This window comes from Massilia sp., assembly GCF_032106685.1.
Taxonomy (GTDB): Bacteria; Pseudomonadota; Gammaproteobacteria; order Burkholderiales; family Burkholderiaceae_D; genus Telluria.
The window spans coordinates 26,211-51,978 of sequence record NZ_DAMCPG010000042.1; the positions used below are offsets into that span (position 1 = coordinate 26,211).

The following is a 25,768-nucleotide window of genomic DNA, read 5'->3' on the forward strand; positions in this document are numbered from 1 at the left end:
CACCGCCTACATGAACCCGGTGTCGAGCTCCAGGCAGGTTTGCCCCACGTGATACAGCGCCAGCGCGCCGCCGATGTCTGACGCGGCCAGGTAGCGTTCCAGCAGAGCGGCCGGGGTGTCCAGGCCGAGCGCAAGCAGGTCGGCCCGCAGCGCGTGCAGCGCGTCGTCGCGGCCGGCCAGGTGCAGGTGGCCGCTCATGGCCTTGCGCTCGAGTTGTACCAGCATCGCGCGCAGCACGGCGACGTGTGCCGGCGGCACCCGGACAGCCGGGGCGCTTGCGCCGCCGGGCATGCGCGACGGCCGCGCGATGTCCGCGGGCCGGGGCGGAGCGGCATCGAAATCGAGCGAGACCGGGTACAGCCTGCCGTCGCGCTCGACGATCAGGCTGACCGGTTCGAGCAGGCCATCGCCGCCACGTTCCAGGCGCGCGCAGATCCCCAGGACAGGCACGCCGGAGGCGCTCCAGGCTTCCAGGTTGTCCAGGCGCGCGGCCTTCCAGTGTTCGTAGGGCAGGCGCAGGGTCAGCAGGCGCTGTTCCTGGTCGCGCACCTGCCAGAGCAGTTCCTGCTGGACTTCGTCCAGCTGGGGCGCTTCCCAGGCCGCGGGGCGCAGCAACACCATGTCCACCGCTTCGCCGAGCAGCCCTGCGCCGGCGCCGACTGCCAGGCGCAAGGCAGTCCAGTCGTCGAAGCCGGCTTGCTGCCAACGCGGATCGCGCGGTGCCCAGGCCGGCTGGGCGTGGGCCCGCGTGGCGCCGCCCAGGCCCAGCCGCCCATCCTCGGCCAGGCGCGGTTGCTCCAGCATCAGGGAGAGACCGGCCAAACGCGCCGCTGGACCAATGCCCGGCCATAGCGCGTGAAGGGACCAGGCGCTGTCCCTGCCGAAGCCCGGATCGCTGCCGCCGCTGCGGGCCAGCACCCCCTGCCGCAGGCGGCCCGCTGCCGGGTCCCAGAATGCGCAGGCCAGGCCGCGCGCGCCGCCGGGTTGCTGCCACCAATGCGCTCCCAGCGGCAGCAGTTCCAGGGTGGCGCCGTCCTCGAAGCCGCGCTGCTGCGCGCCGCGCAGGCGCGCCAGCAGGGCTGCATCGTTCCGGCGCGATGCCGCCCCGAGGGCGTGGCTCAAGGCGTGCGCCTGCGCGGCAAGGCGCAGCGCCTGCGCTTCGTCGACGCCGAAGTCGCGCCGCGCCAGCAGGTCGGCGATGCCGGCCAGGTTGCGTAGCAGTCCGGCCAGGCGCGGGAAGGACGCCACCCGCGCCGAGGTGGCCAGGGCCCGCAACTGTGGCGCCGCCGCTTCGCTCACGTGCGACCAGCCGCGCGCGCAGACCTCGTGCACCAGTGCGCGCGCCTGGGCCAGGAAGCGTTGTTCGTCTTCGCCCAGGCCGGCGCTGGCGGCCGCCGCTTCGGGCTCGCGTGCGGACCCCGGCCACGGCAGGTCGCGGCCGTGTGCATGGCGCACCGCGGCCAGCGCCAGCAGGTGCAGGGCGTTGCGCAGGCGCGGCGTGGCCTCCGACACCATGCCGGCATAGCCGGCTCCGCCAATGTAGCGGCATGTGAGGTCGAGGTGGGGCAGGTGGATCGCCAGCACCGCACCCTGCACGGCGATGTCGACCGGCCCGCGCCGCGCGAACATTCCTGCCGCCGTGCGCACCGCGGCCGGGCCCGCCGCGCTCGACAACTCTGCGGCGTCGAACGCCAGCACTTCTTCTAGCACGGAGACCGGCGCCGGCGCCGACGACGCAGAGACTGCGCCGCCTGCTTCGGATTCCGGGCCGGCCGCCGGCGCCGCACGCAACCACAAGGCAGCCGCCAGGACGTGCCTGCACACGCCGGGCGCCGGACAGTCGCAACGGGCGGCGGCCGGTCCCGGCAAGTGCAGCTGCACGCGCTGGCCGTCGGCCGCGACCAGGCCGGCAAGCGCGCCGCCGTCGGCATGCCAGGCCACCTTGCCGGCCTCGACATCCTTGGCGGCGCGCCGCAGCAGGCCGACGCTGGCGAGGGTGGCCAGCGACTCGTCGTCGTAGCTGGCGTAGGCTGCCTGCAGGACGGAAGGCGCGACAGGCGCGGCGCTCACGCCATGACCTCGGCCAGCCACTGGGCGAAATGGGTGGGCGTCAGCGCGGCCACCCGCATGCCGCGGTCGGCCAGCCGCTGCGCCATCGTGCGGTCGTAGACCGGCTCGGCATGCTGGTCGAGCGCGGCCAGACCGAGCAGGCGCACGCGCGCTTCGGCGAGGCGGCGCGCGCTGGCCAGCAAAGGGCCGGGGGCGGCGCCTTCGATGAAGTCGCTGACCAGGGCGACCACGGTGCGCTGCGGGTTGTGCACGAGCAGCTCGCAATACTGCAGCGCGCGGCCGATGTCGGTGCCGCCGCCCAGCTGTACCGTCAGCAGCACCTGCACCGGATCGTGCGCCAGGTGGCTCAGGTCGACCACGTTGGTGTCGAACAGCACCAGGCGCACCCGCACCGCGGGCAGGCTGGACAGGATGCCGGCAATGACCGCGCTGTACATCACCGAATCGAGCATCGAACCGCTCTGGTCCACGCACAGGATCACGTCCCATGGCAGCCGGGGCCTCACGCGCGCATTGAAACGCGGCCGCTCGATCAGGAGGCGGCGCGTGTGCGGATCGTAGTGCCTGAGGTTGGCGTGGATGGTGGCGCGCCAGTCGAAGTTCTGCGCGCTCCTGAGGGCCGACTGGCGAAAACGGTTGCGGCGGCCCTGCACGGCGTTGACGAAATCCTGGCGCAGGTGGCGCGTGATGTCCTCGACTACCCTGCGGATCACGTTGCGCACCGCCTCCAGGGTGGCCGCGTTCATCCGGCCGCGCATCTGCAGCAGCGTCTTTGCCAGTGCCTGGTTCGGCTCCAGCGATAGCAGGGTGGCCGGATCGTCGAGCAGTTCGCGGATCTGGTAGCGGTCGAGGGCGTGCGCCTGCACCCGCTCGAACACCTCGCGCGGGAACAGCTTGCGGGTGCGCTCCAGCCAGTCCAGGGCCTGCACCTGGCTGGGCTCCAGGCCGGCGCCGCGTGCGCCGCCACGCGCCATGCGTTTGCCCTCGTATTCGCGGCCGTACAGGTAGTCCAGCGATCCGTCCAGCTCGCGGTCATGCGCGCTGAGGACCTGCGCGCCCAGGGTATCGCCGGCGTAGCGCCCGAGCACCAGGCGCCAGCGGCGCGCCGCCTCGTTCGCGCTCATTGCGCCGCTCCCGCCAGCCATTCGCCCAGCCCGTCGCGTGCCAGGCACCCGGTGAGCGCGCTTGCAAGCCGGGCGCCGGCCAGCAGCTCGTGTTCCGACAAACCGTAGCGGACCGAGGAAACCGCATCGTCCAGGCCTGCGTGGGTGCGCGCCAGGGCTTCGGCCAGGCGCGCCGTTTCGGGCGGTTTGAGCTGGGCGAACGCCAGGCGCAGGTCGGGCAGGTAGGCGAGGAAGGCGGCTTCGTCCCAGCCGGCCAGGATGCGGTCCAGGTCGGCCTGCAGCCCGGCCTGGGTCAGCAGCAGTTCGGGGGCGGCAGCCATCAGGCCGCCCAGCGCACGCACCGCTTCCGGCGCGCTCGCGCCGGGCCCGAAATGGGCCCTCAGCATGGCGCCCAGTTGCTGCGTGCTCCAGGCGCCGTCGAGGAACAGCAGGGCGCCGGCTGCCAGCGCGATGCCGGGCGCGCCGGGTGCCGCGGCCAGGCGCGCGAGCGCGCGTTGCCAGGCGTCGTCCGCGCCGGGATCGGCCACGGCCGCGCGGATCGCGCGCAGGTCGACCAGGCTGCGCACCGCGGCTGCCTCCTGTTCCGGCTCGAGCGACTCCAGGCCGGGCAGCAGGGCGAGACTGGCCGACCACGCCAGGCGCAGCAGCGCCTGCACGCCGGCATCGTCCTGCACGCCGAGCGGCGCGCGCGCGCGATACAGATTCAGGAGCTGCAGCGCACAGGCGGCGACCGAGCCCAGGTGCGGATCCTCCGCCAGGTGCGCCACCAGCAGCGCGCGCAGCTGCGGCAGGCGATCCTGCAGGCCGATCGCGCAGGCCCGCACCAGGAGCGCGACGGCACGCTGCGCGCTACGTCCGCGTCCTTCCGCGGCGAGCGCCGCTTCCTCGCGCCGCAGCCGCGCCAGGGCTGCGTCCTGCAGGGTGGCGCCGTCGGCGGCGAGTTCGATCAGCCGCGCCTCGACCATGGGCGACCAGGCGACGCGCCACTCCTCGATCAGCAGCTCCAGGCGCACGCCGCCGAGGAGATCAGGTCCCCCCTGCCAGCGCGCGGCCCCGGTCCCGAGGTAATCCATCAGGTGCAGGAAATGGCTGCGCAGGCGATGGCTCTCCTTGCGGTACAGGTCCAGGCGCACGGTGCGCGGCGCGCTGTCGTCGAGGCGGATGCGGTGCGCCTGCGCCTGCCTGCGCGCGTCCTCGAGCAGGGGCGGCGAGCCGGCCGAGGGCGGGACGTCGCCCAGCGCGCTGCCGGCGAAAAAGGCGCGCAGGTCGCGCGCCAGGCCGGCGGCGCCTTCGTCGATGGCGTCCTTGACGAAGCAGGAGCGCAGGGCGTCGAGCACGTCCTCGCGGCCTGGACCCGCATGTCCGCGCAGGGCGGCCAGGCGCAACGCCTGGAGCAGGGCCGACTCGACGTCGGCGGTCGAGGACTGGTCGCTCAGGCCGCGCGCACGGCCCTGCTGCGCGAAGCGGGCCAGGACCCCGGCCGTGACGACGTCGAGCTGCGGCCCTCCGGGGCCGGACTGGGCGCTCTCCCACACCCACTGGTGCCAGGCCGGCGAGGGCATGCCGGCCGCATAGCCGTTCAGCGCGTCGAGGCGGTCGAAACTGTAACGGACCAGCCAGTCGCCGATGGAGCCACCCGTGCGCGCCGCAGGCGGCGCCTCTGTCTCCGCGGCCAGCATCTGCTGCAGGGCCAGCGTATGGAAACCGCCGGTGACGACCACGATCGCGCCCTGGTCGCCGGCCGCGCGCAGGGCGGCATGGCGGCGCCGGATGTGCGCCGCCATGTGGCGTTCGCGCGCCAGGCTGCCCTCGGCCTCGAGCACTTCGGCTTCGTAGCTGCTGCGCGCCATGCCGCAATAGGCGAGGACTTCGGCGAACAGGGTGCGCCAGTCGCGCAGGGCCGCCGCGGGGCGCAGTTCGAACAGGTGGTCCCAGAGCTCGTCCTGGCTGCGGCAGCCGCTGGCGCGGGCCAGCGCCGCCAGGTAGGCGCTGTGGGCGAGGTGGCGCTCGGCCATCAGGTTGTGCACCCGCTCGTCGCGTTGCTCCGGGGCGTCGTCGAGCATATGCGCCTGCCACGGCAGGTCGATGAAGGCGAACTGTGCGCCGGTGTCGCGCGCGAGGCGCAAGGCCACCCATTCGGGGCTGTAGTCGCAAAACGGGAAGAAGGCGCTGCGCACGGCGCGGGCGCCATCGGCCTGTGCGGCGTCAGCCCCTGCGGGCATGTCGGCCTGGGACAGGATCGCCACCGGCGGACGCGTGCGTTCGTCGTTCAGCAGCGGCAGCAGGGCGTCGAAACTGTCCGGGCCTTCGACCAGGATGGCGCTCGGACGCAGCTCGCGCACCATCGCCTGCAAGGCCAGCGCGCAGGCCGGGCTGTGGTGGCGCACCGGTGCGAAATGGACGCCGTCCATTTCCATCCTGCCGAGTCCGGCGCGGACTTCCGGCGGCAGCGCATCGGGAAGCCCGCCGGCGATCGCCGTGTTCACGCCCACAGGCTGCGCGCGGCGTCGCCGAAACGCTTCCAGGCGCTGTCGCAGCGGCCGCGCTCGCGCACCACGGTGTCGAAATAATGCTGGACGCGCTTGACGTCGTCGACGCTGTCCTTGAGCAGCACGCCCTGCAGCTGGTTCGCCATCTCGCGCGGCGTCACTTCGCCGTTGCCGAGGAAGGAGGCCTCCAGCGCCGCCGCATGCAGCACGTTCACCGCTTCCGCGGTCGACATCACGGCGTCCAAGGTTTTCAGCGGCGTACCCTCGAGGGTGCTGCCGGCGCGCAGTTCCTGGAACACGGTCACGAGCAGGGCCACGACCTCGTGTTCGATGCGCGGCGCATACCCCGCGCCGTCGAGCTCGCGCCGCACCTGGCCCAGCACCAGTTCGACTTCGAAGGCATGGTCGCGGATCGGGCGCACGGTCTCGAAGTTGAAGCGCCGCTTCAGGGCCGAGGACATCTCGTGCACCCCGCGGTCGCGCAGGTTGGCGGTGGCGATCACGTTGAAGCCGCGCCGCGCATGCACGCGCGCCGCGTCGCCCAGCTCCGGCACCATGATCTGCTTTTCCGACAGCAGCGAGATCATGGTGTCCTGGATCTCCGGCGGGCAACGGGTGATTTCCTCGAAGCGCACCAGCTTGCCGGCGACCATGGCGCGGTACATGGGAGAGGGAACCAGTGCACGCCCGCTCGGTCCTTCGGCCAGCAGCAGCGCGTAGTTCCAGGCGTAGCGGATGTGGTCCTCGGTGGTGCCGGCCGCGCCCTGGATCGTCAATGCGGAGTCGCCGCTGATGGCGGTGGCGAGCAGTTCGGACAGCAGCGACTTGGCGGTGCCCGGTTCGCCGACCAGCATCAGGCCCTGGTGGCCCATCAGGGTCACGATGGCGCGTTCGACCAGCGGGTCGTCGCCGAAGAACTTGCGGCTGACCTGGAGCGCCGGGTCGCCCAGGATGAAGCGCCGCACCGCGCGCGGCGACAGCTGCCAGCCTTCGGGGCGCGGTTCGCGGTCGGCCGCGCGCAGCCGCTCCAGTTCGTCGCGGTAACGCAGTTCGGCGCTGCTGCGCAGGATCCGGGCGGCCTGGGCGCCGGTGTCGTTGGCGATGCTCATGTGTCTGTCGTCTCGCAGTGAATCCCGATCCTACCAGGGCATCTTGCGCTGCCAGTCCGGATCGAAGCCCTGGGTGGCCGCGGCCACGGCATGGTAGTCGGCGTAGGCCTCGGCCAGCAGGACCGGCGGCACCTTCGACAGCGGCACGCCGCCGCTGCCGCCGCCACCGGACCTGTAGTCGAAGCCGAAGCCTCCCGGCGCGCCGAGGCGCATGAAGGACAGGCTCTTGAGCGCGGCTGGGATGTTGTCCTCGGGCAGGGAATTGCCCGAGAATTCGATGCGCACCTGCAGTCCGGCGCCGGCGAAGTCCTTGGTGTACTCGAAGAACAGGCCGCCGTCCTCGGCCGCGCCGCGCGCATAGCCCTGCTTGGCGAAGGCGCCGCGCAGGGTGAAGGTGTCGCTGATCCAGCCGAGCCGGTCGTCGATCAGGTCGGCCTCGGGATTGGCCAGCGCAGGCTTGCGCCGCACCAGTTGGGCGAACAGTGGCGTCACCTTGTAGTCCTTCAGGTGGGCCAGCCAGGCGCGGACCTGATCCTCGTCCAGCAGGCTGGCGTGGGCCAGGCCGATGCGGTCCTCCGGCGCCAGACTCACTTCCTCGTCGTCGGCGTCGATCAGGCTGCCGTCTTCGCTCGGGCGCAGCAGCGACAGCAGGCTGCCGTCGGCGGCGACGCGCATCCAGACCAGGCGCTGGGACATGCGGCCGACGACCGGGTGGCGCCGCACGTACTCGTCCCACTCGTGCGCGGGCCACAGGCGGCCCGCGCACATCGCCTCGTACAGGCGCGCCGCCTGCATCTCCGCCACCTGCCTGACTTCCTTCTTGCAGGTGGTGAACAGCTGCTTGCCTTCCTTGATCGATTCCGGGTCGTCGTCCTGGCGCGCGGCGGGCAGGGCGGCAATCGCCTTGTCGTCGGCGTTCAGCAGCACCGGCTTGAGCCTGGCGTCGAGGACCACGCTGAACCGGCGTCCGCCATACGCGAAGTCCATGCGGCCGGTTTCGTCGAGTCCTCCGGTCGGAATGGTGCGGTCGGCCAGCTGATCCGGGCTCCAGCGGTTGCGCTCGGCGATGCGCTCCACCAGCAGCCGCGCCTTCTGCTGCACCGAGGCGGTGCGGTAGCGCCGCGAGATGCCGAGCACGAACTGGATCACGGCCGGGTCGTCGGAGACGCTGGCTGCTTCCAGCATCGCCTCGATCTGGGCGCGGCGGGTGTAATGGTCGCGCATGTACACGCGCATGGCGTCGACCAGTTCGTGTCCGGGCACGCAGCAGGCGAGGGCGAGGATGCCCTTCTCGCCGATCGCCGTGCCCCCGTACTCGGCCAGTTTTTCGCGCTTGTACTGCTCGAAGATCTGTTCCTCGGTCAGCTTGCCCTGTTCCGCATAGTGGTCCGGATACTGGCGCGCCGCCTGCTGGTAGTACTGGTAGGTTCCGGGCGCTTCCTTCGCCGCATGGGCCAGCGCTTCCTCGAGCGGCGAGCCGGCCGTGTCGTGGGCGACGAAACTCTGCAGCAGGAAACGCCCGAGGGCCGCCGCGCTTGCGTCGTCCAGCAGGCCCAGGTAGCGCACCAGCAAAGCATTGGCGGCCGGCTCCTTGAGCTTGGCGGCCAGGATCACCCACCAGCGGATGATGTCGGGATCGACCTGGGCGCCGGGGCTTGCCGCGGCGTCGCGCCAGGCGCAGGCCGGCAACTGGTCCAGGTTCAGCCAGGCCAGGCCCGACGGCGGCTTGGCCTTCAGGCCCTTGCGCGCCTGCTGCAGCAGCGTTGCCGGCGCCAGGCGCGGTGCGATGTCTTCGCCGAGGCGCTCGAGCGCCGTCATCAGCTCGGCGCTGACGGTCTCCCGCACTCCCTTGTCGAGCGCCGCGTACAGCGCCGGGATGGCCGGGCGGTAGCCGAGGCGGCCCAGCCAGCGCGCCGCCTCGATGCGCAGTTCCTGCCTGCTCGATCCCAGCACGTCGGCGACGCGCTTGCCGATGTCGGGCAGCTTGTCGAGCACGCGCTGGGCCGCCGCGCGCAGGGGCCTGGAGTCGCCGAGCGCGAACTCCAGCACCCGCGGCAGCCAGCGCGAGGGCACGGTCGGGAAGGTGTCGAGGGCGGCCAGCGCCTGGGCGAGCGGGGGATCGCCGTAGGACTGACCGCTGCCTGACAGGCCCAGGGCCGCGTCGATGACCTCGGGATGCTGCGCCAGCAGCGGCCAGACCGCGTCCGGCGGCAGCACCGCCTGCGGCAGGTAGCGTGCCCAGCCATTCGACAGGCAGGCGTGGGCAAAAACGGTGGGCGCAGCGCCGCAGCGCGCCGCCGCCTCGCTCAACTGGCGCAGGTCCACTTGCGACAGGTCCTGGCGCCGCAACCACTTCTGGAAATGCGGGCCATACCACAGCGCGCTGTCGTAAGGGCGCGCGTTCAGGTCCCAGCGCAAGGCCTGGAGCAGGCCGAAATCGGCCCGGCTTGCCAGGCGTCCGCCCAGAGCCAGGGTGTCGTTGACGCTGCGGCTTTCCAGGATGCGCCCGTCGCCCTCGCCGTTGAGCGCGCGCAGGGCGTCGCGCAGCTGGCCGGTATCGAGCTGGCGGTAGTGCTCGTAGTGCTGGATGCGCCAGGTGGTCGGACGCTGGGCGCCGCGGTTCGCCTCTTTTTCCTGCTCGGCATCCAGGCGCAGGCGTTCGAGCAGCTCCTCGCGGTTGGCGAGCAGGAGCGCGAGTGCGTCGTCGGCGATCCTGGTCTCGGCCACGGGCGGCGCCGGCGGCGGCTCGGGCAGGACGATGTCGGCGGCGTCGCCGGCGGCCCGGATGCCCGCGAGCGCATGGCGGATCGCCTGCTGCACCGGCTTGCTCGCCTCGCCTTGCAGTGCATCTTCCAGCAGTTGCTCGGCCTGTTCGCCCCGCAGGCGCGCCAGCAGCTCGGCGGCATTCGCGCGCTCCTCGTTCCGGCCCTGGCGCAGCAGGGTCGCCAGCTCGGCCTGGCAGGCCTCGCTGCCAAGCGCGTCGAGGTAACGCGCGGCGGCCGCGCGCACGGTCTTGCCCTCGCCCGCGGCCAGGCGTACCAGCAGGGCGGCGTAAGCCTGGCGCAGGTCGGCGTCGCCGGCGATACGGTCGGCCAGCAGCATCTTGCCGTTGTTCGACAGCGTGCTGGCGGCGTAGGCGACGTCGTCCGGATGCGCCAGCAGGTCGGCGACGAGCGCGCCCGGGGCCAGCAGGCGCAGGTAGACCCCGTCGTTGTGATACAGGGCGGTTTCCTGCCGTTCGAACACGATGTTCAGCGCGAGCGCCTGCGGCAGGCCGCTCTCGGCCAGCAGCGCGCGCAACAGGACGATATCCCAGGCGGGGCGCGCCGCCAGCAGCGCGGCGGGGGCGCGCGCGTCGGTATCGGCCGGCAGCGTGCCCCACAGCGCGTCGTTCAGCACATACAGCAGCCAGTCCGGCGCGGAGCTGCCGGTGCGATCGAGCGACTGGCCGGCATCGGCGGCCTCGAACAGGCGGCCCAGTCGCTCCAGCAGCACCATCGTGGCAGGCTTCACTTCGAGGCGCTGGTACAGCGCGTGGCGCGCGGCCATGCCGTCTTCGACCTCGGCGCCGACCTCGCGGTCGTCGTGGGCGGCGCTGAACCGCCAGCGCAGGCGCCCCGGCTTGCCGAGCAGTACGCCAGCCTGCGCCGCATGCTGGGCGAGTTCCGCCAGGACCGTCGCTTCGCTGCCGTCTGTAATGTAGGCGATCGCGCGCCGGCTCAGCGCGGCATCGATCCGGCCGAGCGGCAGAAGGATCTGTTCGATCAGGGCGGCGTCGGAAGATTGGGCAATGCGCTTCGCGTCGAAGGTGTCGAGGGTAGCTTTGAACATGGCCGAGGCTGGCAAATGATGGTGCGCCATGCTGCCACGATTCATCCTGCGATGCAATATTGGCAAGCTCCGAGGCCTGGTTTCGGTCAGATTTCATGCATGGCGCATGCCGCCGGGCGAACGGACGAAGAAAATGCGAACGCTGCGCGCTGAATCGTGGAGAATAGCTTTCATATTTCCGCGTAGTACTGCGCAACCGGGCAAACTTGTCCAGCGTCGGGAGGATGGATGAAGCAATTGAAAAGAGGGGAGCGCCTGGCGCTCGCGGAGCACGCGCCCGCCGGCGTCCTGCAGGCCGGCCTGGCCGCGCAAGGCCTGGCGCTCGACTTCGCCTGTTTCGCGCTCGACGCCGGCGGCAAGCTGGCCGGCGAGCCCTACATGACCTTCTTCAACCAGCCGGTCACGCCCTGCGGCGGCGTGCGCAGCGCGGCGGCGGGCAGCGACAAGGACGGCTTCGCGTTCGAGCTGGGGCGGCTGCCGGCCAGCGTCGAGCGCGTGGTGATCACCGCCAGCATCGACGGCGGCGGACGCATGTCGCAACTGGCCTCCGGCCACCTGCGCCTGCTGACGCAGGCGGGCGAGTTTGCACGTTTCGACTTCTCGGGCCAGGACTTCGCCGCCGAGCAGGCCCTGATGCTGGGAGAGTTCTACCGCAAGGACGGCGGCTGGCGCTTCATGGCGGTCGGGCAGGGCTTCAACGGCGGGCTGGGCGCCCTGGTGGAACATTTCGGCGGCGACGTCGCACCCTCCGCGCCGGCGCCAGTGCCGGAAGCGGCCGCAGTCCCGGCCGGGCCAAGCGCCGTCAACCTGGAAAAGCGCGTCGAGCAGGCCGCGCCCCAGCTGGTCAGCCTGGTGAAATCGGCGGGGGTGTCGCTGGCGAAGGTCGGGCTCGATCGGCACCGGGCCCGGGTCTGCCTGGTGCTCGACATCTCCGGGTCGATGAGCACCCTGTACCGCAAGGGCCTGGTGCAGGCCTTCGCCGAGCGCATCCTGGCGCTCGGCTGCCGCTTCGACGACGACGGCGAGATCGACGTCTTCCTGTTCGGCCGCAACGTGCACCACGTCGCGCCGATGGGACTATCCAACTTCCGGGGCTATGTCGGCCAGTTGATCGAGCGCCATCCGCTCGAAGGCGACACCCGCTATGGCGCGGCGATGCAGGCGGTGCGCCGTCATTACTTCCCCGACGCCGGCGGCGGCGAGCGCAGGCAATCCTGCAAGGCGGCGCTGCCGGTCTACGTCATGTTCGTCACCGACGGCAGCACCTCCGACCAGCCCCTGACCGAGCGCCAGCTGCGCTGGGCCAGCCGCGAGCCGATCTTCTGGCAGTTCATGGGGATCGGCAAGGGCAAGAAATCGAAGAGCAAGCGCCTCCTGAACTTTGCCGACTCCGACTTCCCCTTCCTGGAAAAGCTCGACGAGCTCGATGGCCGGCTGATCGACAACGCCGACTTCTTCGCCGTCGCCAGCCCCGACGAACATTCGGACGCGCAGCTTTACGATCTCCTGATGACCGAGTACCCGGACTGGCTGAAGCAGGCGGCACGCGAGAAGCTGCTCGGCTGAGACGGGGCGCGCTTCAGGACGGCGTTTTCTCGGGTGCGTCGTCGCCGTCCGCGCGCCCATCCGCCTGCTGCGCGCGCGACACCACGATGGTCTGGGCCGGGAAGGCCAGGCCGATGCCGGCCGCTTCCAGCCGCTCGTAGATCGCCAGCAGCAGCGCTTCGCGGATGCGCAGGCTTTCCTCGAAGTCGCGCACCTCGATGTAGGCGAATACCTCGATGTTGAAGGAACGCTCGCCGATCCGGCCGAGGAGGGCGCGCGCGCCCTCGGCGATCTTCTCGTGTTCCTTCAGCACCTGCTGGACGATGCCGATCGCTTCCCTGAGCTTGGCCGACGACGCCCGGTAGTCGACCCAGACGACCGGATTGAACAGGAAGCGCTCGCGCGGCGCGAAGTTCTCGATCTGGCGCGCCGACAGGTCGCCGTTGGGGATGGTCACCAGGGTCCGCTCCAGGGTACGGATGCGGGTCGAGCGGATGCCGACGTCCTCCACCGTGCCGATCAGGTCGCCGACCCTGATGAAGTCGCCCACCTGGGCCGGGCGGTCGGCGATCACGGTCACGCTGCCGACCAGGTTCTCGACGGTCTTCTGCGCGCCCAGGGCCAGGGCGATGCCGCCGATGCCGAGCGCCGCGATGCCGGTGGTGACGTCGATGCCGAAGGTGTCGAGGATGCCGATTCCCGAGAACAGCAGCAGCAGGACCTTGGCCGTACGCCGCAGCAGGGTGATGACCGAGACCACCTGGCGCCGCTGGCGCTGCTGCATGCGCACGATGGCCAGTTCGGCGAGGGCGTCGACCAGGCGCAGGCCGAACCAGACGAAGGCGATGACGGAAATGATGCCGGTATAGCGCAGCAGGGTCTGGCGCGCCACGATGGCCACCGGCAGGCGCTCGGCCCAGCCGAAGAAGACGAAGACCGCGATCAGGAGGCTCAGGGGCGGCAGCGCCGCCTCGAAGAAACGGTACAGGCCGTTGGTCGCCGGGTCGGCCACCAGGCGGCGCATGAGGGCGACCATCAGCGCGGCCACCATCCACAGGCCGCCGAAGATCAGCACGCCCAGCCCGATCAGCAGTCCCCAGTCCTTCAACGGCGCGCCGGCGATGGTGATCTCGTCCTGTCTCTGGCCCCCCGCCAGGGACGCCGCCGGACGCCTGCTCGCCGCCGCCAGCTGGGTCATGGTCTCCTGCGAGATACGCCATACCTGCTGGCCTTCGTCCTCGCTGCGGGTCAGCAGGACCGGAATGCGCTTGCCCTGGATCGTGATCTGGCCGACGTTCTCCTGCTCGATCGGCAGGTCGTCGTCGATCTTGCCGACGGCCTCGTTCGACAGGACGGCATAGGGTTGCAGCGAGCCGCCTTCATCCAGCAGTATCTGAAACGCGCGCGCCTGGGTCGCGGCGTTGACGCGCTGGCGGTTGCTGTTGTTCGGCAGTTCGAAGTACTGGGCGGCGCGGTCGTAGTCGTGCTGGGCCAGGGCGCCGATCAGCCCCGAGATCATCGAGCGCGGCGTCTGCCGGCCGAGGGGATCGGGCAGCACCGCGGGGTCTTCCGCGGCGGCGGTCTTCGGCACCAGGGGCAGGACGGCGCCGGCGGGCAGGCTCGCCGCGAGCGAGAAGAAAAAGAGGAAACCGAGAATCAATGAACGCATGCTGAAAACGTATCCTTCGAATGGGGGGCGGCGGCGCGCCGCGGCCATGCAGTGGAGGAGGGGGACCGGTTCGCTGCAAGTCGCGCGTGGCGCGCAGGCGGCCAGGGCCGGGCCTGGCGGCGACAGTATGTGCGAAATCCGAGGCTAAAGTCTAGCATCGGCCCGGCAGGGGGCCCGCACGCTTGCCGTCTTCCCTCTGCCGCCTGCCGACGCGGCGACTGCAATCCGCCCGCGTCCGGGTTATCATCCTGTTCTCACTCCAACACAGGAACCGATACGCCATGACCACGTCCAGCTATCCCGATACCCGTCTCCTCATCGCCAACGAATGGCAGGATGCCGAAGGCGGCAAGACCATCCCGGTGCTCAACCCGGCCACGGGTCAGGCGATCGGCACGGTGGCCCATGCCTCGATCGCCGACCTGGACCGCGCGCTGGCCGCGGCGCAGCAGGGCTTCGAGGCCTGGCGCTTCGTGCCCGCGGCCGAACGCGCCGCCACCATGCGCCGCGCCGCCAGCCTGCTGCGCGAACGCGCCGGCGACATCGCCCGCCTGCTGACCCAGGAGCAGGGCAAGCCGCTGGTCGAAGCCAAGGGCGAGATCCTGGCCGGCGCGGACATCATCGACTGGTTCGCCGCCGAGGGCATGCGCGTGTACGGCCGCATCGTCCCGTCGCGCAATCCGAAGGCGCAGCAGCTGGTGCTGAAGGAACCGGTCGGCCCGGTCGCCGCCTTCACGCCGTGGAACTTCCCGGTCAACCAGATCGTGCGTAAACTCGGCGCGGCGCTGGCCACCGGCTGCTCCTTCCTGTGCAAGGCGCCGGAAGAGACCCCGGCCTCGCCGGCGGCGCTGCTGCAGTGCTTCGTCGACGCCGGCATCCCGCCGGGCGTGGTGGGCCTGGTGTTCGGCGACCCGGCCGAGATTTCCGGCTACCTGATCCCGCACCCGGTGATCCGCAAGGTCACCTTCACCGGCTCGACCCCGGTCGGCAAGCAGCTGGCCGCGCTGGCCGGCGCCCACATGAAGCGGGTGACGATGGAGCTGGGCGGCCACGCGCCGGTCATCGTCGCGGAGGATGCCGACGTGGCGCTGGCCGTCAAGGCCGCCGGCGCCGCGAAGTTCCGCAATGCCGGCCAGGTCTGCATTTCGCCGACCCGCTTCCTGGTGCACAACGCGATCAAGGAAGAATTCACGCGCGCTTTTGTCAAGCACGCCGAAGGACTGAAGCTGGGCGACGGCCTGGTCGAGGGCACGACCCTCGGCCCGCTGGCCAACGCGCGCCGCGTCGCCGCCATCGGCAAGGTGGTCGAGGATGCCCAGGCCAAGGGCGCCACGGTGGCGCTTGGCGGCAAGCGCGTCGGCGAGACCGGCAACTTCTTCGCGCCGACCATCCTGGCCGACGTGCCGCTCGAGGCCAGCGTGTTCAACGACGAGCCCTTCGGCCCGGTCGCCGCGATCCGCGGCGTCGACAGCCTGGAGGAAGCGATCCTCGAGGCCAACCGCCTGCCTTACGGCCTGGCCGGCTATGCCTTCACGCGCTCGATCAAGAACGCCCACCTGCTGATGAACCGCGTCGAGGTCGGCATGCTCTGGATTAACCAGCCCGCCACGCCGAGCGCCGAGCTGCCTTTCGGCGGCATCAAGGATTCGGGCTACGGCACGGAAGGCGGGCCGGAAGCGCTGGAGGCCTACCTGAACACCAAGGCGGTGTCGATGGTCGGCGTGTAAGCGGGTAGCAAAGCAAGCCCGCGCAGGGACGGACCCGGGTCCGTCCCTGCGCGGCGTCCTTCATTCTTCAACGTCAGGCCTCTTCGGTCACCACTGCGCTGATCTGCTGCACCGGCGTGACGTTGGTGAAGTTGGCCAGGTCGGCCGCCAGCTCGGCGGCGTGCGGGCCGATGCCGGCCATGAGCGCCTCCACGGAGTCGCAGTACACGTGGCACATTGCCAGGAAAGCCGGCGCGCTGCCCGGCGTGACGCCGGCCATGCCCTGGTCGATGCTGTAGCGCCTGCAGGATGCGCCCATGCGCTGTTTCAGCAGCGGCATGTGGACATCGCGGTAATAGGCATGGTCGAACACCGCATCCGGGCCCGCCGGGTACATGACACTCAGTTTGATCATTCCTTGCTCCTGTCGGAAACGGATGCCTGCCGGCGCACGCCGGCGGCGGGTTCGCGAAACACGAACTGCAGGATGAACTCGACGCGTTCGTCCAGTTCGCGCTCGCCATAGGGGGCGTCGATGCCCAGCGCGAGGATGCGCTGGCGCTCGGACGCGGCCATGTTCAACGCCAGGTCGGCCGTCAGCAAGGCATCGGGCACCGGGCAAAAATTCTTCTTGTGCATGCGTTCCAGCCACGCCACCAGTTGCTGCAACCCATGCTCGTTGCGGTTGCGATAATAGGCCTCGCCGATCGCGGGAAAGCGGCTGCGCTCGCGGATCGCCATGACGTAGAGACCGATCGCCTGCGCGCTGCAGGCAAAACGGACCCATTCCACCAAAAAGCGGCCCAGCACCACGCGCGCATCCTGCGCGCTCGCCACCGGCAAATCGAGCATGGTGGTGGCGACCCTGGCGCCACGCTCGATGATGTGTCCGATCAACTCTTCCTTGCTAGCAATGACCATGTACACACTGCGCTTCGACACCTTCGCGCGCTGTGCCACTTGCGCAACGCTGAAATCGGCGTTGGCGGCCTGCTCGTCGAGGATGTCGATCGCTGCCTGGACCAAACGGTCGAGCAATTGTTCCGATGTATAGGTGGAGGGCCGCCCCACCTTGGGCCGTTCGTCCTTGTCCATTGTTCTCCTCAAATCACGGGTCAGTATTCTTTTTATTGTTAAAAAATTAAGAAACCAAGCGGTTTACAAACCTGTTGTGGGAGCATATCATAGCGTCCTGGAACTTTCCCAAGGACTTTTATGAACCCCTCTTCGCGGTCCGGACCGCTTCTTACAATTACCGGATCCATTTTCATCCTCCTCGGCCTGGCCTTGCTCGGCGGGGGTATCTACCTGGCCACGCTCGGCGGCTCGGTCTACTACCTGGTCTCGGGCCTCGCCCTGATCGTGAACGGCGTCCTTGTTCTCAAGCGACGCCGTTCTGCTTTGGGCCTGATGGCGGCGATCCTGATCGTGACCGTCGCCTGGTCCCTGGTCGAAGTCCGGTTCGACTGGTGGCAGCTGCTGCCGCGGCTGGATATCTGGTTTGCCGCCGCCGTCTGGCTGCTCCTGCCCTTCGTCGACCGGCGCCTGGACAAGCCTGCCGAAGGCATGGACGCCGGCCGCAAGGCGCTGATCGCATCGGCCCTGGTCACGCTGCTGGTCGGCGTGGTCGCGCTGTTCCAGGATTACCATGACCTGCACGGCGTCGTCGCGGAGGAAAACATGGCCGGCGTCGGCACCCACGATGCCGCCGGCGTTGCCGCCAACGACTGGTCGGCCTACGGCCGCTCCGGCTACGGCGACCGCTATGCGCCCGCGGCGCAGATCACGCCGGCCAACGTCGGCCAGCTGAAGCAGGTGTGGAGCTTCCACACCGGCGACTTCAAGGGCCCGACCGACCCGGGCGAGATCGCCAACGAAGTCACCCCGCTGAAGGTGAACGGCATGCTGTACATGTGCACGCCGCACAATATCGTGATCGCGCTCGATCCGGACACCGGCAAGGAAATCTGGCGCCACGATCCGAAGATCAACCGCGACGCCGCCCATTACCAGCACATGATCTGCCGCGGCGTCTCGTATTGGGACGCCAATGCGCCGGCGCTGAACGGCGCTCCCGCACGGGCCGATGCCGCGACCATGGAGTGCCCGCGCCGCATCATCGCGCCGACCATGGACGGCACCCTGATCGCAGTCAACGCCGATACCGGCAAGTCCTGCGCGTCCTTCGGCGACAACGGCGTCGTCGACCTCTACAAGGGACACCCGGTCAAGACCCGCGGCATGCTGATGCCGACCTCGCCGCCGGCGGTGGCGCAGAACATGATCGTGATGGCGGCCAGCGTGACCGACAACGCGTCGACCGACGAGCCGTCCGGCGTCATCCGCGGCTACGATCCTGTCACCGGCAAGCTGGTGTGGAACTGGGATCCGGCCCGCCCGGACGAGACCAATCCGCTGACCGAAGGCGACACCTACGTCCGCAATTCCCCGAACTCCTGGGGCGTGTCGAGCATCGACGAAAAGCTGGGCATGGTGTATATCCCGATGGGCAACGAGACCCCGGATACCTGGGGCGGCATGCGCAACAAGAACGGCGAGCGCTTCAACAGCGCCATCGTCGCGCTCGACCTGGCGACCGGCAAGCTGCGCTGGGTCTACCAGACCGTCCACCACGACATCTGGGACATGGACATCGGCGGCCAGCCGACTCTGGTCGACATCGACACCCCGAAGGGCAAGGTGCCGTCGGTGGTCGCCACCACCAAGACCGGCCACATCTTCGTGATCGACCGCCGCAATGGCACGCTGGTCGTGCCAGCGCCGGAAAAGCCGGTGCCGACCGAGAATGCAGCCCCCGGCGACCGCCTGTCGCCGACCCAGCCTTACTCGGCGCTCAGCTTCCTGCCGGAGCGTAACATCAGCGAAACCGACATGTGGGGCACCACGCCGTTCGACCAGCTGGCCTGCCGCATCATCTACAAGAACCACCGCTACGAAGGGCCGTTCACCCCGCAGACCGTGGGCGAGAAAGGCAAGGGCGCCATCATCTCCCCGGGCCCGCTGGGCATCTTCGAGTGGGGCGGCGCCAGCGTCGACCCGGTGCGCCAGCTGCTGATCCTGAACCCCAACTACATGGGCTTCCTGGAACGCCTGGTGCCGCGCGAGAAAGCCAACGCCAAGGGCGGTACCGGCGGCGAGATGGGCCTGCAACCGCAGACCGGCATTCCGTTCGCCGTCGAGATCGGCCCCTTCCTGTCGCCGCTGGGCTTCCCGTGCCAGGCGCCGCCCTGGGGCTACGTGGCCGCGGTCGACCTGAAGACCATGAAAAAGGTCTGGATGCATAAGAACGGCACGACCCGCGACAGCGCACCGGTCCCGATTGCCCTGCCGCTGGGCGTGCCCAGCCTGGGCGGCATGGTGACCACCGGCGGCGGCGTCACCTTCCTGAGCAGCACCCTGGATTACTACATCCGCGGCTACGACGTCAGCAACGGCAAGGAAATCTGGAAGGCACGCCTGCCCGCGGGCGGCCAGGCCACCCCGATGAGCTATGTGTCGGACAAGACCGGCAAGCAATATATCGTGGTCATGGCCGGCGGCCACGGCTCGCTGGGCACGGCGATGGGCGACGAGATCGTTGCCTATGCGCTGCCTGACGGGGTTGCCGCTCCCGCGACCAGGAAGTAATCACCCGACAGCGCGCGCCGCTCTCCCACGGCGCGCGCTATTTCACTCCCCTTACTTGTACACCCGGCACGATCCGGACACGCATGGCGGCTCCCGCCGGGACCGGCCGGGCCGCTACATTGCCGGAAGCCATCACATCATGAACATCATTTCACGCAAGACCACCATCGCCGCGGCGCTGTCGCTCGGCCTGCTGGCGCCCCAATTCGCCTCGGCGGCCGACGCCGGCCCCTACCTGTTCGGCGACTGGAACGGCCAGCGCAGCCGCCTGGCCGAGCAGGGCGTTTCCTTCGACTTCGGCTATACCTCGGAACTGGCGCACAACAGCAGCGGCGGCGCCCGCGAACTGACCCGCTACAGCGACCAGTGGGTCCTGGGCAGCCGCCTCGACCTGGGCAGGCTCTGGGGCTGGCAGGGCGCCAGCTTCAAGGCCACGGTCACCAACCGCAACGGCAAGAACCTGAGCACGGACGCCGGGCTCGGGACCTTCCAGCAGGTCCAGGAAGTGTACGGCCGCGGCCAGACCTGGCGCTTGACCGACTTCCACCTCGAACAAGCGCTGCTGGACGGCAGGCTGGTGCTGAAGGCCGGCCGCATGGGCATCGGCGCCGACTTCGCCGGCTTTTCCTGCGACTTCCAGAACCTGAGCTTCTGCGGTTCGCAGCCGGGCAACCTGGTCGGCAGCTACTGGGCCAACTGGCCGGTCAGCGTCTGGGCCGGCGTCGCCAAAGTCAACACCTCGCGCGAAAGCTACCTGCAGCTGGGCGTCTACCAGGTCAATCCGCGCTATCTCGACGACGGCTACGCCGTGCGCAAGGGACTGCACCCGAACAATCCGCACGGCACGACCGGCGCCCTGATCCCGGTCGAATTCGGCTGGCAGCCGCAGGCCGGCCTGTATCGGGGCCTGCCGGGCAGCTACAAGGTCGGCGCCTGGTACAACACCTCCGACGGTGACGACGTGGCGCTGGATGCGCTGCGCCGTCCGCTCGTTGCGGGCAGCGCCGACGCCCTGCGCCGCGACGGCGCCTACGGCGTCTACGTCAATCTCGAGCAGCAGGTGACGGGCAGCGCCGGCGGCAGGGGGGCGACCGTGTTCCTGAATGCCACCCAGGCCGACAAGTTCACCGCCTCGACCGATCGCCAGGTCGCCGTCGGCATGGAATACAAGGGCGCCTTCGATCGTCCGCGCGACATGATCGGCGTGGCGATCGGGGCCACCCATGCGAACGGCCGCCGCGCCGCGGCCCAGCGCGGCGACGAGGCAGCGCACGCCGTCCCCCACGGCTACGAATACGCGGCCGAAGTGTTCTACAGCTGGTCGCCGCTGCCCTCGGTCAGCATCCGTCCCAACCTGCAGTACGTGAAGCATCCCGGCGCCAGCACCTGGAACCATGACGCCGTCGTGCTCGGCCTGAAGACGTCGGTGGCCTTCTGAGGCCGCGCCGGCCCTGTCCTGCGCGGGCAGGGCCGTCGCCGGCGTTGCCGCATGCCGACACGCTACCCGCGCTACATTGACGCTTGCATCAGCGCTGCCTTATGATTTCTTGACAAAAATTTCACAAGGCGGCATGCGCGATTCGTCTTCCACCCGGTTCATCCGCTTTCACCTGAAGATTCGGCACCTGGTGCTGCTGGTCGAACTGGGCCGCCACGCTTCGATCCTGCACGCGGCCGAGGCGGCCGGCCTGACCCAGCCCGGCGCCTCGAAGCTGATCGGCGAACTCGAGCACGCGCTCGGCGTTCCCCTGTTCGAGCGCCTGCCGCGCGGGGTGGCGCCGACCTGGTACGGCAAGGTGCTGATCCGGCGCGCCAGCGCGGCGCTGGCCGAGATGGATGCGGCGCACCAGGAAATCATCCAGGGCCAGGCCGGCTTCGGCGGGCGGGTCTGCATCGGCAGCGTGCTGTCACCGGCCAGTGCGCTGGTGCCGCAGGCGCTCAAGCTGCTCAAGGAGCGCAACCCGCGCATCCAGGTCGCGGTCTCGGTCGACGGCAGCAATACCATGGTCGAGCAGCTGCGCGCCGGCGAGCTCGACATCGTCATCGGCCGCATCCACGATCCGGCAGCCGGCGTCGAACTCGATTTCGAACCGCTGGCCGACGAGGCGCGCAGCCTGATCGTGCGCGCCGGCCACCCCTGGCTGGAACGCGGCGACATCCAGCTCGACGACCTGGCCGGCGCCGCCTGGATCCTGCCGCCGCCGGGGCGCCTGCGCGACCGGCTGATGGCGCTGTTCATTGCGCGCGGCCTGCCGCAACCCGTCGACATCGTCGAAACCCTGTCGCTGCCGCTGGTGACGCGGCTGCTGGCGCAGGGCGAGCGCGTGGTGGCGCTGCCGCCCGGCCTGGTCCAGGCGGAGCTGGAAGCGGGCACGCTGGCCGTGCTGCCGCTTGAGCTCGGGCTGCGCGGCGACGTGTACGGCATCGTCACGCGCAAGCGCCACCAATTGTCGCCCTCGGCCGGGGCCATGCTCGCGGCCCTGCGCGAAGCGGCTGGCCTGGCGCCCGCCGTCCCGCGCGCTCTCCAAACCTGACGAATACGGTTTTGGCATATCTCCTGCGAGTTTCGTTATGGGAAATCGCGGCTGCCCGTCCGTATGATCCCAGACAGGACAGCTGTTACGAGACGAGGAGCGAGACATGCACGGATGCCTGGAGATGACGCCTGCGCGCGAGGGCAGGGAATGAAACGGTTGCGAACCCTGCTGGCAGGCATGTGCGCCGCGGCGCTGCTGGGCTGCGTCCACGGCGACCAGGCCACCAGCGCGATCGGCAACTTCCCCGATCCTTTCGTGCTGCCCGACGGCGGCGGCTACTACGCCTATGCCACCAACGGCGACGGCATCAACGTGCCGGTCCTGCATTCGACCGACCTGCATGCCTGGCGCAAGCTGCCCGACGCCATGCCGACCCTGGCGCGCTGGGTGCGTCCGCACGAGCCCCACGTCTGGGCGCCGGAAGTGATCAAGCTGGGCGAGCGCTACGTGCTCTACTACACGGCGCACGACCAGGCCTCGGACCGCCAGTGCGTCGGCGCGGCGGTGGGGAGTTCGCCCGCCGGACCCTTCGTCGATGGCGCGTCCAGGCCCCTGGTCTGCCAGGTGGCGCTGGGCGGCACCATCGACGCCAGTCCCTTCATGGACGGCGGCCGCCTCTACCTCTACTTCAAGAGCGACGGCAACTGCTGCCAGATGCCGACCCATATCTTCGTGCAGGAGCTGCGTCCGGACGGCCTGGCCGTGATCGGGCAGCCGACGCGGCTCCTGACCAATGGACGCAGCTGGGAGGGCAAGGTGATCGAGGCGCCGACCATGGTGCTGCGGGACGGCAGGTACACCCTGTTCTACTCGGCCAACGACTTCGGCGACGGCTCGTACGCGGTGGGCCATGCCAGCTGCGCCGGGCCGCTCGGCCCCTGCCAGCCGGTCGGCGACACGCCTTTCCTGAAGAGCAGCAAGGAGAGCCTGCTGTACGGACCCGGCCACCAGGCCGTGTTCCGGGTCGGCGGCCAGGACTACATCGCCTACCACGCCTGGGAACTGACACCCGCCGGCAAGCGCGGCGAGCGGCGTTTCCTCTACCTCGACAAGCTCGACTGGGTCGACGGCAAGCCGGTCGCGCGCGGGCCGACGCTGATCAGGTAGCCCAGGCTGGCGCAAACTTGGCCGGAGGGGAGCGATAATGGCGGGATGGTTGGCAGTGCGATTCGAAGCAAGGCAGCGGCCGGGACAGGCCGCGACGAAGGACAGGGAGACGATGTGACGCAACGCAGGAGCATGCTGAAGGCTTCCATGCTGGTCGGCGCGCTGGGCGCGCCGGCGCTGCTGCGCGCCCAGCCGCGGGGGCAAATCACCCTCAGGATGTGGACCCTGCTCAGCGGCGGCGACGGCGCACGCATGCGGGCGCTGGTCGAGGCCTTCAACGCCAGCCAGGGCGGGGTGCGCGTAGTCAGCACCACGCTGAAATGGGGCGAGCCCTTCTACACCAAGCTGATCACCTCGGCCGTGGTCGGGGAGGGGCCGGACGTCGCCACCGTGCACCTGTCGCGCCTGCCGAACCTGGCCGGCGGCGGCGTGCTGCGCCCGATCGTCCCGGCCGAGCTGGCCGCCGCCGGCCTGGAGGGGGGCGACTACTTCCCGCGCCAGTGGGAGAAATCGCGCTACGCCGGCGCCCATTACGCGATCCCGCTCGACCTGCACCCGCTGGTCCTGTACTACAACAAGTCCCTGGCGCACCAGGCCGGGTTGCTCGACGAGGCCGGGCGCCTGAAGCCCATCGTCGGCTACCAGGCCCTGACGGACGCCTTCCGCGCAGTAAAGGAGCGCAGCGGCAAGGCCGGCCTGGCGATGGAATCCGGGCAGGGCTCGTATGCGATCTGGCGCCTGTGGGTGTCGCTGCTGGCGCAGCGCAAGGCGCCGCTGATAGCGAACGGACACTTCGCGTACGGCCGCGCCGGCGTCGAGGAACTGGCCAAGGTCAGCGCCTGGTTCACCCGCGGCTACGGCCCGGTGGGCCTGGACTACCCGGCCTCGACCAGCCAGTTCATGGGCGGCGGCGCCGGCTTCATGATCAACGGCGTGTGGGAGGTGCCGGAGCTGGTGCGCACCACCGAGGCCGGCACGCTCGGCTTCGAGTACGGCATTGTGCCGTTCCCGCGCCTGTACCAGGACGCCAGCGTCTGGACCGATTCGCATGCCTTTGCGATCCCCGCCAACGAAGGGCGCCCGATGCCGCCGGAGAAGGTGCGGGCGGTGCTTGCCTTCATGGCCTGGGTCAGCCGCCATTCGCTGGGCTGGGCCGAGGGCGGCCACGTGCCGGCCTATCGCCCGGTGGCCGAATCGCCGGAGGCGCGCGCCCTGATGCCGAACGCCATGTATGCCCAGGCCGCGCAGAACGTCGTCTACGATCCGGACGGCTGGTACATGGGCGCCGCCGGCCCGGTCGAGGCGATGGCCTCGAAGTTCATGCCGGGCGCGCTGTCGGGCCAGCTGACCCCGGCCGAGGCGATGGACATGTTCGAGCAAGAGGCCTTGCGCCTGCTGCGCAAGAAGCCGCCGCGGTATTGATGGAGAGGCAGATGGAGATACCGATGCCGAGAACAGCGCAAGCGCCCGCCGTGTCCATCCCCGTCCGGCAGGTCGCGCGCGCCGAGGGCCTGCCCGCCGCGCTGCTGCTGGCGCCCTTCGTGCTCGCCTTTTTGCTGTTCTTCCTGGCGCCGGCGCTGCACACCTTCTACCTGAGCTTGACCGAGAGCAGCCTGACGCGCACCAGCGCCTTCGTCGGCCTGGACAACTACGCGACCCTGGCGACCGACCCCTCGTTCTGGGCCTCGCTCTGGAACACCTTCTATTTCGCGCTGCTGACCGTGATCCCGCTGACCGGCCTTGGGCTGCTGATGGCGCTGCTGGTGCACCGCTTCGTGAAGGCCCAGGCCTGGCTGCAGGGCGCCTTCTTCCTGCCCTACGTGCTGCCCATTTCCGTCATGACCCTGATCGCGGACTGGATGCTGCAGCCCTCGTCGGGCGTGATCAACCACCTGGTGGGCGGCCAGCGCGCCTGGCTGGCCGACGTGCACTGGGCGTTGCCGGCGGTGGCGATCGGCACCGTGTGGTGGACGGTCGGCTTCAACATGCTGATGCTGCTGGCCGGCCTGCGCAATATCCCGGCCGAGCTGTATGAGGCGGCGGCGCTCGACGGCGCGCGCGGCTTCACCCTGTTCCGCGCGATCACCTGGCCGGCCTTGAAGCCGGTGCTCGGCACCGCGCTGCTGATCCAGCTGATCGCCTCGCTGAAGGTCTTCGGCCAGACCTACATCCTCACCAGCGGCGGTCCCTACAACACCAGCCGCGTCACCCTGCATTACATGTACGAAACCGCCTTCACCCAGAGCGACGCCGGCTACGCGGCCGCGGTCGCGATGGCCTTCATGCTGGTCGTGATCGTCCTGTCGCTGCTGGCGCGCGCGCTGGGGAGGAAGGCAACATGAGGAGGGATCGATGAAGCAGCGCTCGCAACTCGGGTGGACGGTCGCCGCGCTGGCCGCGGCCGTGCTGCTCGCCGCGCTCTGGGCCTTCCCCCTGCTGTGGGCCCTGTCCACCGCGCTGCGTCCGGAACACGAGACCGTCTCCGTCGTGTTCCACTGGCTGCCGCAGACCTGGACCCTGGACGCCTTCCGCAAGACCCTCGTCGCCGGCAACATGCCGCGCTGGCTGTTCAACAGCGCCCTGGTGGCGCTGCTGGTCACCGTGGTGACGATGGCGATCAGTCTGATGGCGGCCTACGCCTTTTCCCAGCTGCGCTTTCGCGGCCGCTCGCTGCTGTTCGGCCTGGCCATGCTGGCCTTCCTGCTGCCGTTCGAGGCCTTGCTGGTGCCGCTGTTTCGCATCATGCACCAGCTGGGCATGATCAACAGCTACGCCGGACTGGTGCTGCCGCAGGTAGTGTCGCCGGTCGTGATCTACGTGTTCAAGCAGTTCTTCGACCAGGTCCCGGCCGACTTCCGCGAAGCGGCGGCGATGGACGGCGCCAGCCCCTTGCGCGTGCTGTGGAGCGTCTACCTGCCGATCTCGGGCAACAT

At 69.8% G+C, this 25,768-nt stretch carries 17 protein-coding genes; 9 read left to right on the forward strand and 8 right to left on the reverse strand.

Features of this window, described 5'->3' with window-relative positions:
- Positions 1-6: 6 nt before the first annotated feature.
- The 5 genes from RT688_RS19355 to RT688_RS19375 are packed head-to-tail and all read right to left on the reverse strand — an operon-like array spanning position 7 to position 10,623.
- Entirely contained in the window at positions 7-2,070 is a 2,064-nt protein-coding gene (locus RT688_RS19355; RefSeq protein WP_313706481.1) for an SWIM zinc finger family protein, read from the reverse strand.
- Complete coding sequence (locus RT688_RS19360; RefSeq protein ID WP_313706482.1) at positions 2,067-3,194, reverse strand: VWA domain-containing protein; 1,128 nt, start codon at positions 3,192-3,194, stop codon at positions 2,067-2,069. The genes RT688_RS19355 and RT688_RS19360 overlap by 4 nt, the downstream gene beginning before the upstream one ends.
- Entirely contained in the window at positions 3,191-5,680 is a 2,490-nt protein-coding gene (locus RT688_RS19365; protein ID WP_313706483.1) for a DUF5682 family protein, read from the reverse strand. The genes RT688_RS19360 and RT688_RS19365 overlap by 4 nt, the downstream gene beginning before the upstream one ends.
- Entirely contained in the window at positions 5,677-6,792 is a 1,116-nt protein-coding gene (locus RT688_RS19370) for an AAA family ATPase (protein WP_313706484.1), read from the reverse strand. The genes RT688_RS19365 and RT688_RS19370 overlap by 4 nt, the downstream gene beginning before the upstream one ends.
- Positions 6,793-6,822: 30 nt before the next feature.
- Positions 6,823-10,623, reverse strand: coding sequence for a DUF4132 domain-containing protein (locus tag RT688_RS19375; RefSeq protein ID WP_313706485.1), 3,801 nt, complete (start codon positions 10,621-10,623; stop codon positions 6,823-6,825).
- A gap of 228 nt (positions 10,624-10,851) precedes the next feature.
- Here RT688_RS19375 and RT688_RS19380 point away from each other — a divergent pair, with 228 nt between their 5' ends.
- On the forward strand, positions 10,852-12,189 hold the full coding sequence (locus RT688_RS19380; protein ID WP_313706486.1) for a VWA domain-containing protein: 1,338 nt from the start codon (positions 10,852-10,854) through the stop codon (positions 12,187-12,189).
- Positions 12,190-12,202: 13 nt separating this feature from the next.
- On the opposite strand, the gene RT688_RS19385 is transcribed toward RT688_RS19380, so the two are convergent.
- Positions 12,203-13,837, reverse strand: a complete 1,635-nt coding sequence (locus RT688_RS19385) for a mechanosensitive ion channel family protein (RefSeq protein WP_313706487.1) — start codon at positions 13,835-13,837, stop codon at positions 12,203-12,205.
- A gap of 281 nt (positions 13,838-14,118) precedes the next feature.
- Between RT688_RS19385 and RT688_RS19390 the strand changes: the two genes are divergently transcribed.
- A complete protein-coding gene (locus tag RT688_RS19390) occupies positions 14,119-15,564 on the forward strand; it encodes an NAD-dependent succinate-semialdehyde dehydrogenase (protein ID WP_313706488.1) in 1,446 nt (481 codons plus the stop codon).
- 73 nt (positions 15,565-15,637) lie between these two features.
- Here RT688_RS19390 and RT688_RS19395 read toward each other — a convergent pair whose 3' ends face one another.
- Both RT688_RS19395 and RT688_RS19400 read right to left on the reverse strand, forming a co-directional pair.
- Entirely contained in the window at positions 15,638-15,958 is a 321-nt protein-coding gene (locus RT688_RS19395; RefSeq protein WP_313706489.1) for an EthD family reductase, read from the reverse strand.
- Positions 15,955-16,638: a TetR/AcrR family transcriptional regulator C-terminal domain-containing protein gene (locus tag RT688_RS19400; protein ID WP_313706490.1), complete on the reverse strand. Its 684-nt coding sequence runs from the start codon at positions 16,636-16,638 to the stop codon at positions 15,955-15,957. Before RT688_RS19400 ends, RT688_RS19395 begins: the two co-directional genes overlap by 4 nt.
- Positions 16,639-16,758: 120 nt before the next feature.
- Here RT688_RS19400 and RT688_RS19405 point away from each other — a divergent pair, with 120 nt between their 5' ends.
- The 7 genes from RT688_RS19405 to RT688_RS19435 all read left to right on the forward strand — a co-directional run.
- Positions 16,759-19,191, forward strand: a complete 2,433-nt coding sequence (locus RT688_RS19405; protein ID WP_313706491.1) for a membrane-bound PQQ-dependent dehydrogenase, glucose/quinate/shikimate family — start codon at positions 16,759-16,761, stop codon at positions 19,189-19,191.
- 139 nt (positions 19,192-19,330) lie between these two features.
- Positions 19,331-20,629: a carbohydrate porin gene (locus RT688_RS19410; protein ID WP_313706492.1), complete on the forward strand. Its 1,299-nt coding sequence runs from the start codon at positions 19,331-19,333 to the stop codon at positions 20,627-20,629.
- A gap of 133 nt (positions 20,630-20,762) precedes the next feature.
- Complete coding sequence (locus RT688_RS19415) at positions 20,763-21,725, forward strand: LysR substrate-binding domain-containing protein (RefSeq protein ID WP_313706493.1); 963 nt, start codon at positions 20,763-20,765, stop codon at positions 21,723-21,725.
- 150 nt (positions 21,726-21,875) lie between these two features.
- Positions 21,876-22,835 (forward strand): glycoside hydrolase family 43 protein, encoded by a 960-nt coding sequence (locus RT688_RS19420; RefSeq protein ID WP_313706494.1) that lies wholly within the window; start codon positions 21,876-21,878, stop codon positions 22,833-22,835.
- A 132-nt stretch (positions 22,836-22,967) separates the two neighbouring features.
- Positions 22,968-24,257 (forward strand): extracellular solute-binding protein, encoded by a 1,290-nt coding sequence (locus RT688_RS19425; RefSeq protein ID WP_313706495.1) that lies wholly within the window; start codon positions 22,968-22,970, stop codon positions 24,255-24,257.
- A 50-nt stretch (positions 24,258-24,307) separates the two neighbouring features.
- Positions 24,308-25,177 (forward strand): sugar ABC transporter permease, encoded by an 870-nt coding sequence (locus RT688_RS19430; RefSeq protein ID WP_313706496.1) that lies wholly within the window; start codon positions 24,308-24,310, stop codon positions 25,175-25,177.
- 10 nt (positions 25,178-25,187) lie between these two features.
- Positions 25,188-25,768, forward strand: a 581-nt coding sequence (locus tag RT688_RS19435; protein WP_313706497.1) for a carbohydrate ABC transporter permease, incomplete at its 3' end; no start/stop codon positions are given.